The sequence below is a fragment of the Wenyingzhuangia aestuarii genome (genome assembly GCF_011927765.1).
Taxonomy (GTDB): domain Bacteria; phylum Bacteroidota; class Bacteroidia; order Flavobacteriales; family Flavobacteriaceae; genus Wenyingzhuangia; species Wenyingzhuangia aestuarii.
In genome coordinates, this window is record NZ_JAATJG010000005.1 from 68388 (window position 1) to 84237 (window position 15850).

At 30.2% G+C, this 15850-nt stretch carries 13 protein-coding genes; 5 read left to right on the top strand and 8 right to left on the bottom strand.

Annotated features, from left to right (window positions below):
* The first annotated feature begins 9 nt into the window (after positions 1-9).
* Positions 10-1476, top strand: a complete 1467-nt coding sequence (locus GGR97_RS06225) for a hypothetical protein (protein ID WP_167897666.1) — start codon at positions 10-12, stop codon at positions 1474-1476.
* A gap of 415 nt (positions 1477-1891) precedes the next feature.
* Here GGR97_RS06225 and GGR97_RS06230 read toward each other — a convergent pair whose 3' ends face one another.
* From GGR97_RS06230 to GGR97_RS06245, 4 genes are all read right to left on the bottom strand, one after another.
* On the bottom strand, positions 1892-3457 hold the full coding sequence (locus GGR97_RS06230; RefSeq protein ID WP_167897667.1) for a hypothetical protein: 1566 nt from the start codon (positions 3455-3457) through the stop codon (positions 1892-1894).
* Positions 3458-3481: 24 nt separating this feature from the next.
* On the bottom strand, positions 3482-4144 hold the full coding sequence (locus GGR97_RS06235; protein ID WP_167897668.1) for a hypothetical protein: 663 nt from the start codon (positions 4142-4144) through the stop codon (positions 3482-3484).
* A 26-nt stretch (positions 4145-4170) separates the two neighbouring features.
* Positions 4171-4836, bottom strand: coding sequence for a helix-turn-helix transcriptional regulator (locus GGR97_RS06240; protein ID WP_167897669.1), 666 nt, complete (start codon positions 4834-4836; stop codon positions 4171-4173).
* A 321-nt stretch (positions 4837-5157) separates the two neighbouring features.
* Positions 5158-5529 carry a helix-turn-helix transcriptional regulator gene (locus tag GGR97_RS06245; RefSeq protein ID WP_167897670.1) on the bottom strand — a complete coding sequence of 124 codons (372 nt, stop codon included), beginning with the start codon at positions 5527-5529 and terminating at the stop codon, positions 5158-5160.
* Between the two features lie 251 nt (positions 5530-5780).
* Here GGR97_RS06245 and GGR97_RS06250 point away from each other — a divergent pair, with 251 nt between their 5' ends.
* Positions 5781-7562, top strand: a complete 1782-nt coding sequence (locus GGR97_RS06250; protein ID WP_167897671.1) for a sensor histidine kinase — start codon at positions 5781-5783, stop codon at positions 7560-7562.
* A gap of 13 nt (positions 7563-7575) precedes the next feature.
* Positions 7576-8565: a catalase family protein gene (locus GGR97_RS06255; RefSeq protein WP_167897672.1), complete on the top strand. Its 990-nt coding sequence runs from the start codon at positions 7576-7578 to the stop codon at positions 8563-8565.
* Here GGR97_RS06255 and GGR97_RS06260 read toward each other — a convergent pair.
* On the bottom strand, positions 8560-10176 hold the full coding sequence (locus GGR97_RS06260) for a peroxidase family protein (protein ID WP_167897673.1): 1617 nt from the start codon (positions 10174-10176) through the stop codon (positions 8560-8562). The genes GGR97_RS06255 and GGR97_RS06260 overlap by 6 nt on opposite strands.
* A gap of 39 nt (positions 10177-10215) precedes the next feature.
* On the opposite strand from GGR97_RS06260, the gene GGR97_RS06265 reads away from it, so the two are divergent.
* On the top strand, positions 10216-11244 hold the full coding sequence (locus GGR97_RS06265) for a C40 family peptidase (protein WP_167897674.1): 1029 nt from the start codon (positions 10216-10218) through the stop codon (positions 11242-11244).
* Here the strand turns inward: GGR97_RS06265 and GGR97_RS06270 are convergent.
* Positions 11241-12263 (bottom strand): metal-dependent hydrolase, encoded by a 1023-nt coding sequence (locus GGR97_RS06270; RefSeq protein ID WP_167897675.1) that lies wholly within the window; start codon positions 12261-12263, stop codon positions 11241-11243. The two genes, GGR97_RS06265 and GGR97_RS06270, sit on opposite strands and share 4 nt — an antisense overlap.
* Before the next feature lie 76 nt (positions 12264-12339).
* On the opposite strand from GGR97_RS06270, the gene GGR97_RS06275 reads away from it, so the two are divergent.
* Positions 12340-12951 carry a response regulator transcription factor gene (locus GGR97_RS06275; protein ID WP_167897676.1) on the top strand — a complete coding sequence of 204 codons (612 nt, stop codon included), beginning with the start codon at positions 12340-12342 and terminating at the stop codon, positions 12949-12951.
* Between the two features lie 112 nt (positions 12952-13063).
* Here GGR97_RS06275 and GGR97_RS06280 read toward each other — a convergent pair whose 3' ends face one another.
* Both GGR97_RS06280 and GGR97_RS06285 read right to left on the bottom strand, forming a co-directional pair.
* A complete protein-coding gene (locus GGR97_RS06280) occupies positions 13064-13780 on the bottom strand; it encodes a glycerophosphodiester phosphodiesterase (RefSeq protein WP_245229460.1) in 717 nt (238 codons plus the stop codon).
* Between the two features lie 88 nt (positions 13781-13868).
* Complete coding sequence (locus tag GGR97_RS06285; RefSeq protein ID WP_167897678.1) at positions 13869-15848, bottom strand: calcineurin-like phosphoesterase C-terminal domain-containing protein; 1980 nt, start codon at positions 15846-15848, stop codon at positions 13869-13871.
* Positions 15849-15850 lie beyond the last annotated feature (2 nt).

Below are 15850 nucleotides of genomic sequence, written 5' to 3' on the forward strand. Positions count from 1 at the left end.
CAAATTGTTATGAAAAAGATCATCTATCTCCTAAGTCCTTTGTTGTTTATCTGTATAAATTCTTATGCCCAAACGGAAAAAGACTTGGAAGATGATTTTTTAAATTATCAAAAAAGTGAAGAGCAAAAATTTAAAAAATACAAAGACGATAGAGACAAAGAGTTTGCTAGTTTTTTAAAACAAGATTGGAAAATTATAAAAACAACGAAAGGTCATAAAGCTAGCTATGCAAAACCCAAACCAACCATACTTCCTAAGGTAGCAAAAACAAAACCGTTAAACATTCCTGCTCAAAAAATTGGGATCATCAAAACAGAAATAAAAAAAGTTCCTATATCAAAAAGAAACATCCCAAGCCCTAAACCTATAAAGGAAGAAAAAAAACATCCTGTATCAGAAATAACTGTAGATTTTTACAATACAAAGTTTCTGTTTACCTATGATCAAAAATTTATAGTCTATCTAGATCGTTATGATGAAAAAAGCATTGCCAAATATTGGGAACTACTAAGTACTACACAGTATTATAGCTTTTTAACCCAAACATTAAACATCAAAAAAACGCATCATTTAAACGATTGGGCCTACTATGTACTACTTCGTAAAATTTCAGAAAAACTCTACAAAAAAACAGCTTTAAACGAACAAAATCTTTTTATATGGTACTTATTGTCAAAAGCAGGCTATCAATGTAATGTGGCTAGAATAAATAATAATAGTATTGCGCTTTTAGCTCCTTTTAAAAATACAGTGTACAACAAGCCATCTGTTACTATTAACAATAAAAATTTCTACATTATTACTCCTTATCAACAAGGAGACAAAGTATACACTTACAAAAACAAGTATCCAGACACGCATTTGGTTTTAGATTTAAACATTTATCAACCTATACTTCTAGGAACCGCAACAACAGAAAAACAACTTAAATTTAAAAACGGGACCAAAATGGAGCTTGTAAATGTTAGTTACAACCCTAACAACATGCTGTTTTACCAAGATATTTTACACTCCGATTTTAGTTTATATTTTGGAGCTTCTGTAAACAAAACCACCGAAGAAACCTTACTAAAACAATTAAAGCTAATTATTAAAGATCAAAACATAGACAAGGCTTTAAACACCCTTTTACATTTTGTTCAGCTAAGTTTTGAGTATAAAACTGATGGGGAACAATTTGGCTATGAAAAATACTTTTTTGTAGAAGAGTTATTTCATTATCAATACTCCGATTGCGAAGATCGATCTATATTGTTTAGCTACTTAACCAAAAAGTTATTAAACTTAGAGGTGATTGGTTTGGAATTTCCAGGACACTTGGCTACAGCGGTATTGGTCAATCAAAATATTAAAGGAGACTATATTCTTTATAAAGATAAAAGATATCTTGTTTGTGACCCAACCTACATCAATGCCGACATAGGAATGACAATGCCTCAGTATAAAAATTCTAAAATAACAGTTATTGAACTATAAAGAAGTTCTTTAAAAAAACAATCATCATCAAATAGCCTTAAACATACAACTCTATGTTTAAGGCTATTTATTTCTAAAATACCTACAGAACAATTTTTAACATCTCTCCTATTGTTTAGCTTTTATACTTCTCCTTTTAATAAGAACTATAATTAGCCTTACTAAATGCTCTTACAGCAATATCGAATAAAACACACCTATCTGTATAAGAATAACTCTTGGGTGTAAAACAAAGCTTTTACAAGCTACTTTTTTAGAAATCAAAAACCCCGATGCAATATACATCAGGGTTTTTTCTCAACTTACAACAAATACACTTAAAAACTCACTGTTGCTTTATAACACAACTTATCTAAAACTTAGGAACTGTATTTAGCATACATTGTTTATTAGATGAAATTGTGTGCAATTAGAATTAACTTTTTATTTCTTCACAAACTTTATCTAAGTCTAGATCTAACAAAAATTGATTACTATTTGAAGGTAACTCTACATTTGTTTTTTGTTTCCATCCATTGTAATAAGTTCCAAAATCATATCGTTTAGATTTATCTAATTTTACCACACGATCAGGGCTTTGTCCATTTTCTATTTTAGCATAAGGTTTCCAGCTATCGTTAGTACCTGTTTCCTTATACATAATAGATACTGACGGTAAAATAGAAACACCTTCACATTCCAAATTAATATTAACATCTAAAAACTCATAGGCTATAGCTGTTTGTAAATTTAACAATGAAGTCTTACATAAATTAGTTAACTCATTATAGATAGTGTTATTATTGGAATCGTATATTCTAAGAATTACATTATCTAAATTTGGTGCATTGTTTAAGTAAAGTGTACTTTGCCCTTTTCGAACATAAAACCTATTGTTAAAAACACTTTGATTTGGGTTAGCTGTAGGTACTAACTGAAATCTATAATATCCAGTTTCATTAGCATTTAAAGTAATTCTATGGTATCCTCTACATGTTGGTTCGTACTTTAAAAAATAATCCAAATTCCAAAAACTTAAGTGAGTAGTTTCAAACACCACACATAGTTTTCCGTTTTCACGTCCTACCGTACCTGTTTTTTCATGTACCCATTTAGCATCTTCTTCATCATAACTCCATATATCAATAGTTTCTCCTTCTTGAATTGGTTGATTGGTTTCTGGGTTAATTGTATTAGGATCAATATCCATACATACACTTATAGGTTTATCAAAAGACTTTACCTCTTCTCCCCCAACAGTCATGTTTAAAGTTGTAAATCCAGCGGTTACAAACGCAATGTCTTGACTTTCACCATCAGGTGTATCTATTTCAGAAACTAAAAATCCTCCAGGATAGTTATCTGTACTTTCAGAATTACTTGGGTCAAAAGAACCTATATCTACAATTAAATCATTCCCCGATAACGTGTTTCCTTTTCTATCTAAAAAAGACGTGTTTTCTGGCAAAGTAATCACCAATTCTTGTTGTTTTGCTGCATCAGCTTCAACTTTTACAACAACTTCACTACTCGTTTTACCTCCTGTTAATGTTTCTGCAGATGTTGCAAACTTAACTCCTGTGGGAGCATCCGATTTTTTAACCATACTAATATCTATCAACTGATTAGATGTACCATTAAAAAATATAGTTTGTCTTTTATCTAAATACCCATCTTTTTTTAATAACAAATCAATTTCTATAGGATCCGATTCATCTATAATTTCCCCTTTATGGATTCCTACAGATATAAATCCATTATCTACATTAAACTCTTTTGTTCCCCCAATAGTATAAACCTCATCAGATTTAGCTCCTATAAAAGAAACCTCTACATCGTTTATTTGTTCATTTGTTGCAGAGTTTTTTACAGAAATATCGGTGACACTGTTTACAGCATTTGGAGTGATTGATATCTTAAACTCATCTTGAAATTTCTTATCAATACATGATACTTGTCCGGCAAGTAAAATGGTAATTATTATATATTTTAATGTTTTCATAATGTTATGTGTTTAGGTTGTTTTTTAAAAAGAATAAGCCAGTCTTAAGGATAGATAGGGTAAAAATTTGTTTTCCTTAAAACTATCTTGTAGTAATGCTTCTTGGTTTTTGGTTTGTTCAATAATACCTGTAGCATCTAAAGACATACTAGGTCCATCAGCATCGTAATAAGTTCCTAACTCCACTCCAAAACCAAAACCAGATGTTGGCACAGCTCTACCAAATGCAATACCTGCATAGGGTAACAATCCTTCCCATTGGGCATTAATAAAAATATTACCTACATCATCAGAAGTAAAAACAACTTCTCCAATCTTAACTTCGTCTTTAAAAGAAAGTGTTACGTCTACATCATTTTTAACAAAGTAACCAGCTCCTAAAACAAACCTAAATGCTTTACCAAAAGGAGCAATGTTAAAAAGTGCATCTATATGGTTAATATCAAACTCACCATCCACTAATAAGTCCTTTCCATCAATTTCATAATCAAAATCTTCCTGTTTGTATTTTAGAATACTGTAACGAGCTGTAGCCGAAAAATATTCGTTTATTTTATAGGAATAATCTAAGCCTAAACCTGTTCCCAAATGAACGGCTAGTGCGTGCTTTTTTTCTTTTTCTCCTGTTTGTTGAGAAAAAAGATAACTTGTACATAGACAAATTAATAGAATCATTGTTTTTTTCATAGTTGTTATATTTAGTTTATAGTTAATTATATAGGGTGCTTATCAATAAATAAAATGAGCTCTGATACTTTTTTTACTTCTAGCTTTTTGTACACGTTTTTTATATGAGAATGGACCGTTCCATAGGATATATTTAAGAACAAGGCTATTTCTTTTTGTGTATACCCACCTATAAGAAGCTTTATCACTTCTTTTTCTCTTTTGGTTATTTTTTGAGTTTTTTCTATTGCCAATTTTGAAATATCATTATTAAAATTGGCAATAGTAATAGCATATTTAGGAGTTCCTTTTTTAGTTCTATGTACCGTCATAGTAACACCTTCTACATTTCTCCAAGTCTTTTTTTGGTACCTAAGCTTATAATCTAATTCTAAAAAACCATGGCCTCCTACTTTAAAAAAGAAAAAGGAATCTGCCAACGTAGTTACTGTAGAGGGATGCATTAAGTTTAAATAATAGAGATAGTCCTTATTTTTAAGTCTATTGTTTTCAAAACCATAGAATGTTTTAAAAGCATCATTTAAACAAACGGGCTTGTAAAATTCAACATCGTGTAGGGTTATTAATGAATTTGATTGGTTGATTATTTCTAAAAACACCTCACAATCATGTATATTAACAAAGTCAACAGATTTGACTTTGATAGTATTGACAAGTTCATTTAATTCCTTTCTTAACGTATCTTTACACATGTAATAAATAGCAATATAATTTAACAATCAACACCTTAACCAGAGGTATCTCTTAATTTTTATTTAAAACTATACTTTTAATCAGTGTTTTTCTATCCCCACAAAAGGGGATATTTTCTATTTTAAAAACATTTATCAATTCAGGAATTTTTACACTTCACAAAAACAATCTAAACAAGTAAAAGGCTGTAGGAGTAAGATTAAGACAACAAAAAGGGGGGAATAATTATTTTTTCTTATTTAGATCATTCAAAAATCAGTTACGCGTAAGCGTTATTGATAGAATAGAAACGGCATAAAAGAGGTTCTTTAAGAAAAGAACTAATCCAACAAATGAAAAGCTTGAGCAAATAAAAACCAATCTATAGAGCGTTTTATAGATAGTTTCTTGATGATTTTTTTTCTATGACTTGCTACTGTAGAGGTTTCTATAAACAGCTTAACTCCTATTTCTTTACTACAATATCCTCTAACAATTAATTTTAAAATTTCTAACTCTCTAACCGTTAAACTCTTAATTTTTTTATAATTCGCTTTAATAAACGCTCTTTCTATTTTAAATCGCTCTACGGTTTTAATGGCTTTGGGCAAGTCGTCGTAATCTAACGTAACGGATAACTCTACATTACGATCTCCTATATTTATTTCATATAAAATTTCTGACTCTATACGATTTTCTATATTTCTTAACATAGCTTTTAATTTTAGTTGAAACAATAGAGCTAATAAGAACTGTAATAAAAGGAATTTAGCTTGGCATAGAATTAAACAATGTTATTTTTAACATATAAGCTCGGTCTCCTAACATATTTACTTAAAAAATGGCTAAACCTGTATTATTATAGTTTTTATCCCCTAAAAAGGGTAGCTGTTTTTACATATAATAAAATTAGTTTTATAGCTTAGTAACCTCCTCATACTTAAGTATGGTTTATAAAAAAAAAATGAAATTAAAATTCCTGTTTATACTCATTGTGCTTGTTTGTACTAATCTTCAAGCCCAATTTAAATTAGAGGGTAATATTTTTCTACTTGATAAATATGATGACCAAATCACTTTAGAGGATGCCATTAATTTAGAAACAAAAGGCCTTTTTAACATCCCCTATAAAACTGAAACTTATTTCTTTTTAGAGGGTAAAGAAGCCGGATGGTTAGTTATTAACATCCCTAAACAAGAGCAAGGTCTTTGGATTAGCATCCAAAATTCACTCTTAGAAGAATTAAATTTTTATCAACACTATAACAACATTAAAAAAGAACTCAGCCCTAATAAGGGATATCGTTTTCCTATAGTGTCAATCGCTAAAAACACAACTCCTTGTAAACTCTATATAAGAACAAAAGATGCATTAAGTTATAGAACCGAATTTATTATAAAATCCTATAATTTAAAGGAGTACGAAGCAACCATGCAAAAAGATTATTTTGTAATAGGTTCTTACGCTTTTGGCTTGTTGGTGCTGTTAATATCTGCTTCAATAATATTTCTTTACAAAAAAAAGTTTGCCGTTTTGTGGTACATGATCCACTTAACTGCCTTAATTATAGAATACCTAATTTCTACAGGTACTTTTAGTCAATGGTTTGTAAGTAACGATCTAATTTTAACCTATGGATTAGATCATTTTTCTTTATTAATTTCTACCATGGCTCTTTCAGAATTTTTTAGGAACTTTTACGCATATGGTAAAAAAACAATGTTCTGTAAACATATTTATTTAGCCATAAGTATTGCCTGTGGTCTGGCCGCAATTTTTTCTATAGTAGATGGACTTTATGGAAATATGTACAATGTTGAATTTTATTCACAAACAATATTAAACTACGCATCATTACTTTCATTAATAATTCATTTCATCTTAGTTTTTTATAGGGTAATTCCTCTTTACTTATTCTTTGCTTTCTTACTACCTGTATTAGGAATTTTTGCAAACTTAGGCGATTTTAAAAACTATTTTAACAACCCTAACATCACTTATTTTATTTTTCAGTCTGTGTATCTTGGAATTTTAATTGAAGTAATTGTGATCATCTTTTACATTATTAAAGAATCTGTAGATGGAGAACTATTGTCTGTTAAATTATCCAAAGAGAATAACGAGTTAAAAAATAATTTTCAGGAAGAAATACTAACAATACAAGAAGTACATCAAAATGCACTGGTAAACGATGTACATGATTCTTTTGGTGGATACATAGAAGCCTTAAAACTTAACTTATTACAAAAAGATTTAAATGGTGATAAAATAAATACAATCCTAAATTCTTTTAAAAAAGATTATCGTTTTTTATTAAACTCATTATACATTCCAAACATAAATTCTACCAATTTTGAAGAGGCTATCCTGGATTATGTGAATAAAATGAATCAACTATCTAAAGCTGTTATTTCGTACAATAGCGAAAAAGATAAGTTTATAACGATACCTCAAAACACGGCAAAACTATTGTTTAAATCTGTTTCAGAATTAACCACAAATGCAATTAAACATGCCAATGCAAATCAAATAAACATCAATTTAATACTAACCGATTCTAAAATAGCTCTTAATATTAAAGATGATGGAAAAGGTTTTAAAAAGAGTGATATTAAAAACACGTCTTTTGGTTTAACAAGTATTAAAGACAGAATTGAGTCTCTTAATGGAATCTTTATTTTAAATTCTACCAAAGAAAAAGGAACAGAAATTATAATGGAGTTAAGTTTAAATGAGCCTTCTTAAATCTAATAAGAATATGTTTAGTAAAACTGAGTTAAAATACATTCAAGAGATTCAAGATAAAATGTCTGCTTACATAAGTAGCTCTTACAAAAAAGGGGCTACAGAAAGAGATGCACATCCAAAAACCTTAGGATTGGTAAAAGGCTATTTTAGTATAGAACCCAACTTGCCTAACGAATTAAAACAAGGAATTTTTGGTACTCAAAATAAATACCCTGTACTGATTCGTTATTCTAATGGAAACCATAAAATACAATCAGATCTTAAAAAAGATATTAGAGGAATTAGCCTAAAATTAATAGCTGTTAGTGGCCAAAGAACTCCGGATAGTCTTGAAAAAAACACGCAAGATTTTCTATTAATGTCTCATGCTACAATGCCTTTTGGAACGCTTAAAAAGTTTAGAGATGTAATTGTAAGTACAATTAACTCTTCTTTATTTTTAAAGCTAAAATGGTTGTTAACCAACTTAAAAACAGCCAAGCTTGTAAAAAAATCAAAACTTAGTCATCAATCTTTAAGTACTATTAATTACTGGAGTACTACTACCTATGCCTTTGGAAATACGATGGTTAAATACAAGCTTACCCCATCGGTACATATTCACAAAAAATTTACAATAGACAATTCTTATAATAGATTAGCTAACAGACTAAAACAAGAGTTAGCTACACAAGAAATAGCTTATGATTTTTGTATTCAGTTTTACAAAAACGAAAAGGAAACACCAACCAAGGACATGTCTGTAGAATGGGATGAAAAATTAAGTCCTTTTAAAAAAGTAGCAAGCCTTACAATTCCCAAACAAGTAGTAGGCAAACATGTTAAACTCAATCAAAAAATAACCTATTCACTAACCAATAGTCTTTTGGAACACAAAGCTGTTGGAGAGTTAAATAATGTTAGAATTAAGGTATACAAGGCATTAGCTGAACTAAGACATCATTTAAACAACAACAATCCAAAGTACGAACCTACCCTAGAGGATTTTAAGAACTTATAGTTTTTGAGACACTTTGTTGTAATTAAAGTTTACAGCACTATGAGTCTCTTCGGTAAAGTCTACAATAGATTTTACACTACTAAATTGCTGAATAAGCTTCCAACCTAAGGGACTAAATGTTTGTTCATTAAACACGTTTTCGGACAACAAAGGATTTGTTAACGCATGTGAAAAAGCATCACTAGCAATCATTTGTAACATTAAATTTCCTAAAATAGGTTTCTCTTCGTACAAAGGATTTTTAGGAGGGTCTTGGGCCAAAGCTCCTATCACCAAATCAACCTTTTCTACATCTCCATCATACAAGCTATTCAGAATACTTAATTGATCTTTGTCTTTTGTTATATCAGACATTTTTTTAGGTCTAGCATTAAAGAATTTAGTCATAGAACCCGAAAACTGTTCACAATAATCTGCATAGGAAGTTAACTTAGATGCTCTTGAAATAAATAAAGTCATCAGTTCTGCCTCTTTCATAAAGTCTGGAGTATTCATTAATGTCATCTTACCCGCTTTTTGATAAGACAACTGTTCTAAAATAGAAGTGATTGAGTTCTCTTCTACAAACTGATTGTTAAATCTAAAAACATCTTTGGTGGCATAAACTTTTCCGTTGAATTGCATGTGATCTGGAATCATAGAATGCCATCGGTAGAGCAAATTAAACTCTGTAGAAATCCAATTATTTCTATACCAATTTTTCTTGGGAGCATAGGTGGTGTCTAATTCAAACTTCATCCATTTAAAAGGTTTTAAATGGTTTACATAATCTTCTACAACAACCTTAATTAAAATTACAATCAATATATTTCTTGTTGTCTGAAAAATTTGTTCATCTCCCCAATTATATTCCTTTTCAAGCTGACGGGCTATTTTATTATGCAATCTTAAAAACAGCGTATTAATGGTACTATGCGAAACGGTAGAATTTCCTCTTCCCAATCCCGTAGCATAAAATTTTCTTTTTTTAGCATCGTCTTTCCATAACTCCCTGTATACAGTAGGCAAATAAGAAATATATTCTAACTCTTTAAAGGCGGATTTAACCTCTAAGTTTTCATCAAATAAATAAGGAGGAAATTCTTTACCCTTTATGATTTGAGAGAATAATGTACCTCCTTTATGACTCCTTAAAGCATTTGTGGTGGTTTTGTTCAATCCATAAAGCTGACACAAGTCTATTTCGTGATTAGAAGTATTTTTTCTAAGGTCCTTAAAATCAATTCTAAAAAAAGCATCTGTAAACCATTGTGCAAACCCCATAAACAACAGAGATGTTCTATGGCAAGGCTCCATGGGTTTTCCGTTTCTTATAAAAGCATCAATCACCTTACTTATAGGCGGTAGTGTTTGTTGATGTTCTTCTTTTGCTACAGGTAAAAGTCTATTGTTATAGGTTTTATCTTTTAAACTTTCCCATGATGTATAATTGTTGACCTCCCATGCATCTGGATTTTTTAAATCGGGCATAAAAAAACAACGATCATTACGCTGTACCATAGTGCCAGGAGCTGCTATTTCTGAATAAGTACTAAAAGGATAAGGTCTAGACGGTTTAGATTGTATGTTACTGTTAATAACCCATTTAGATAATTGTTTATTGAACCCCATATTTTAGTATCTTAACATTTCTCTATAAATATATTAAAAATGAGCGCTGTAATTTCTGATGAACTACAAGATTTTATCAATAACTTAGAACAAGGTGATATTATTATGCACCACGCGCATGGATTTCTTTCTGAATCTATTAGAGCTTTAGACGGAAGCAACTATAACCATTGTTCTATTTACGACAAAGATGGTTATGTTTATGAATCTGTTACTGGAGGTATCAAAAAAAAAGAATTAAAGGAAAGTATAGCAAAGCAAAAAACAGCTGCTATTACAAACTTTAGATTAGATAATCTCCCAGAAGATAAAAGTTTATTGATAGAAACCATAGAAAAATATCATACTAGTAATATTTATGCTTATGATCAAATTGTATTATTAGCCATGATTTTACTAAAAAAAGAACTTGCTCTAGACAATCCCGAAACAAGATCTTTTGTAGAAAACTTCCTAATATATACAACAAACTTTTTAACCAACCTTTTTGATCCAAATAATAAAAATGAAATTTGTTCTGAAGTTATATACAGAGCTTATGAAGAAGTTGCTAATCATACTGGAAATACAGATTTCCATATGGTTATTGATATAGATGAATCTATGATCCCTTATGATGAGGATAAGAAAATACTCGTAAAAAAAATAAAGCGTATTTTAAAAAACAACAAATCATTACATTTTGACACCAAAGCGCTAAAAAAATTAAAAAGAAAAAAAACGGGAGTTAGTAGACAAGAAATAGAAGAAAGTTTTAAAAGAATGCTCCCTATTCTAGAAAAAAGAAAACTAGCCAAAAAAGGGGGTATTCGTAAAGGAAACAAACTTTTACTTCCAAGAGGAATCTATAGTAGAGAATTTGTACGCGATGAAATAAAGAATTGGGATAAGAATATTAAGTATTTTGAAAGAACAAATCCAGAGACTGCTAAACTGTTAAAAAAAATTAATATTCATAACTTTATTACACCTGCAAATATTTCGGTACACTGTCTGAATGCTAAAAAACTAAACACCTTTAAAACAGGAATTGAGTACGATTCAAATTGCCCATTTTGTGCTATTTAAACTTTAAAAAATCTAATCACTAGCTTTATAAACCACCCTTTTTTAAACTTAAATTTTCTATAAACATCATAAGTTCCATGCTGTTTTTTGATTAAAAAAGACTGCGAAAATTCTTTTTCATTTAAATCTGTCGTTTTAAGACCATACCTAATATCGTTAACAACTAACTGGTTATTTATAAGTGAAAAAGAATACCAGTGATTTAATATGTTTTTTAACTTACTTACAACAACCAATAGTTCTGCATCGTTATAATCAACTAAATCTTCGTTTACTTTTATGTGAACAAACTTAATTTCTTTTGTTTTTTGAAAAATAGAATAATAACCTATTAAATAACTACCATCCTTAGCTCTTACGTTTACAGTCCACAAGATAGCATTTCCAAATGTGGGCTTAATTTCAGTTTCATAAGACAATACTCCTTGGACTTCCAAGGCTTTAGCAAACACTTTTTGTATATAAAAGCTTAAGCAATACGTTAATAATAAATAGGTAAAAGCTATACATATAGGTACATAAACCAAATACGGATTAGCTATTTTAAAAAGAAAAAATAGCTGAATGATCATTGTCAAACTAAAAAAGAAATCAATAATTGAAATACTTTTAGTTGCTACAACTTTCTTAAAAGGATAAAATAAATAAACTCCCCATGAAGTAAATAAATCTAAAACCAAGTGTGAAAACAGAATAATAAAAAAACCAAGACTGCAAAACCAAAAATTATTGGATCCTATAAAGTGAAACTTAAATAAAATGAAAGAAAACAATATGGATAAAGGTATATGAACTAGTATAGAATGTGTCCATTTTCTATGGTTTTCTAGGTAATAAAGGTTTGATTTAAGTTTTTTATTTAAAAAGTCAATATCTGGCAAAAAACCTACAAAAGCACCTATAGCAAAAGCTATTAAAGTAGCCGTTAGATCATTCCACGAATTGTTTCTTACTAAAGTTTCTTTAAACAAAACAACTCCTAAGGTAGCTCCAACGGAAACATGAGAATCAATAAACATCTTTACTTTTTAAATTAATAAACATATAATACTTTAGTACTATACACAATTCAAATATTCTCATATTTTTGTGTGTATGAGCGAATTAACGAAAAAATATAGAATAATTTTAGCAGATGACAATCGTTTTTTTTCTGATGCCTTAAAAAGCTATTTAGAAAACAACGAATGTTTTAAGATTGTGGCTATTTGCAACACGATAAAAAGCACTATTATTAATACAAATAACGTTGATTTTGATCTGCTGATCCTAGATTTAAGTTTTAAAGGGATTAATTCTATAAACTATTTAAAGGACATTAGACCTGACCATAAAATATTTAAAATCATTTGTTTAAGTAGTTTTGACAATGCCATTCTACAACAAGAAATTATTGATTTAGGTGTAGACTATATGGCTAGTAAAAACGACTCCATTGAAACGTTTCCTTTACTCATAAAAAATGTAATGGAAAGTAATATTGATGCTATATGCAATCAAAAAAAACAAGCAACTCTGTCTGAAAGACAAATTGAAATCATCAAAGCTTGTTATGAATATTCTACTGAAAAAGACATCGCAGATTCACTTAACATCAGTATCAATACCTTAAAATCTCACAAACAAAATATCTTTTCTATTCTAAACGTAAAAAACAATATAGAACTTATCAAATTTGCAATTAAAGAAGGATTATTAATTACCTAAATAATGAATATAAATTCATTATTTCCCCGTTAAAATATTTTATATATAAACAAAAAAACGATGTTTAAAACATCGTTTTTTTTGTAACACTATTATAGTCAACTAACCGTTTCTATAATGAATTCTTTTTCAACATCTCCAAGAGAAGTTCTGGTTCATTAGTTGTCATAAAATCTATATTTTGATGAAGTAAAACGTCCATCTCTTCCTTTTTATTCACCGTCCAAGAGTTTACAGACATTCCTAAATCTTGAGCTTCTTGAATCCAAGTAGGGTGTTTTTTATACACTTTGTAATTGTAATTAATACCTGTGTATCCTACTGCTAGAGCTTCTTTAGGAGTTTTATCACCATTTAAGTACGCAACCTCAGCAGAAGAATCCAATTGATGTACCAATTTTCCTGCATCAAAATCAAAACAAATATAAGCAACCATAGATTTTCCTTGTAAGCTATCAACCATTGCTACTGCCATTTGAGTTAACAATAAAGTACGCTCTTTTCCTGATGGAGCTGATTTTATTTCTAAAATTAATTTAGTGTCGGTCTGTTTTAAACCTTCTTTTAAATACGCTTCTAAAGTAGGAATCTGTTCTCCGTTAGCCAATGTTTTAGTTAACAATTGCTCATAAGTACTATGTTCTATTTCCATTCCCATAAAATCAGCATCATGATTTACCACAGGAATACTGTCTTTGGTTAAATTTACATCAAACTCAGCTCCATAACATTTTAATGCTATTGCTTTTTGAAGTGATGCTATGGAATTCTCTGGTAAATTTTCTTGTTTCCAAGCTCCTCTATGTGCAATAACTTTTGTGTGACTCATTTTATTACAAGCAACCATTATCAGTAATAAAAATAAGGTACAAAACCTATTTGTACTAATTTTATCAAATACTATTTTTATCATTTTCTTATCTCATTTTTAAGGCAAACGCTTTAGGACGAACCATAGTTTCTTGATATACATTGCCAAACCTATCTGTCACTTTAATTTCTAAGGTAGTGTCTGCTGCAGAAGCTTCTACCTTAAACAAATGTGAGGTTTCATTAGTTGTAAAGGCCGAAGTTGGTGTAGCTCCGTTGTTTAACCTAAAAGCTTCATAGGAAACAATATGTAAAGGGTCTTTTGCCTGAATTCTTTTTACAGTTAACGGTTTACCTTGCTCAGTAACTTCAATGTTCCAGTTCTTTTCATAACCCCAAATATTAATCAATACCTGATTATTTATATTTTTTTGAGCATAACTACCCGCATATGTTGCCATTAACGACTCGCTTACATTTGGAGCAAAAGTAGCCGCAGTAATTTCAACTGAATTTAAATCGTAAGTACGGAATTGATAGTTTTCTTCATAGCCAATACTTTTGTATTTCCATTGCAACTCTCTATTATTTATATTCCAAACTCCATACCCTCCTGGACTCCCATCTTTACATAGATGATTGTCTGCATAATTATTTTTACCTGTCCACCACCAAGTAGCACATATAGCTCCTGTATTGTGTTCCATAATATTTACTTGTTCTTCAACCGTATAATTTTCATGTAAATGTCCAGACAACACATGTACTTCTGTAAAAGGAGCTAACAAATCTATTAAGGCATCTCCATTGTGTAAATAAACTTCATTTAGCTGATTTCCTTCTGAATCTAGTGTAGGTCTCTTATACAAGGGGGTATGCATGGCCAAAATAATTGGGGTAGATTTATCGGTAACACTTGCTAAATCTTTTGCCAACCATTGTAGTTGTGTTGTATTGATGTTATAATTGTAATTACGACTTCCTACAGTTCCTATAGAACCTCCTGTATTGATATACTCTACATCATCTAAGACTACATAGTGAATAGCTCCTAAGTTAAAGGAGTAATAAGTAGGTCCTAAAATGTTTCTATAGGCATGTTCTGCCTCCCAATCATTAGCGTAATAAGGATCGTAATCATGATTTCCTATCAAATTAAACACAGAACAGTTTAACTGATTCATGTACGATACATATTCATTTAAACCAAAGTTATTTTTATACCAATACAAATCCCAAGTCATGTCTCCCAAAGTTAAAGCATATACTTTGGTACCTTCTGCCTTGTATTTGTCAATAGTTGCATTTACATCGGGCAACACTTTACTCGTAAATTGGTCTATATCGTTATTTCTGTTAGCTAAATGCCAATCTGCCATGGGAATAACTACGTGTTTTTGATTGTCCACTTTTATTAATGAAAAATCTTTTTGCTCTACTACAGTTGTATTACTGCTCAATCGTTTAAAAAATTGTGGAGCATTTCCTACAGTGGCTACTTCATAATTTCCAGGAATAGAAATAAAAACAAATCCTGTTTTTTTAAGAGAGGGTAAGTAATATACCCCCTCATTATTTGTAACTGTTACTTCGTGACCATCGGACACGGTGACTCCTGAAACTCCAACTCCATCGGCATATACCAAACCTTTTACAGTCATTCCTTCAACATCTGGAATACTTACATTGGCTACCACATTAAGCAACAAACTTCCTAATGCCAATTGTTCGGCATTTCTTTCTACCAATATTTGATAGGTTCCTGTACTAAAATCATCTGGCAAATTAAAACTTGCGGTATTGTGACTTACAGTAGTTACCTCACAACGATAACGAATGTCTGGATTAGAAGAAGAAATCAACAATACATCATCTCCTTCCAAAAAACCTTTTCCTGTTAAAGACACCGTTCCTCCTGTGACTACCTCTATACTTGAAGGGATGGAAACTCCAGTAATCTTAAAAGAATTCTCTTCTATATTGTCTATGTTGTTTTGACAACTTGCAAAACCTAGTCCTATTCCACTTAAACTTGCAACAGTGGTTAACCCACCTATTTTTATAAACTTTCTTCTTGTTTGTTTCATTT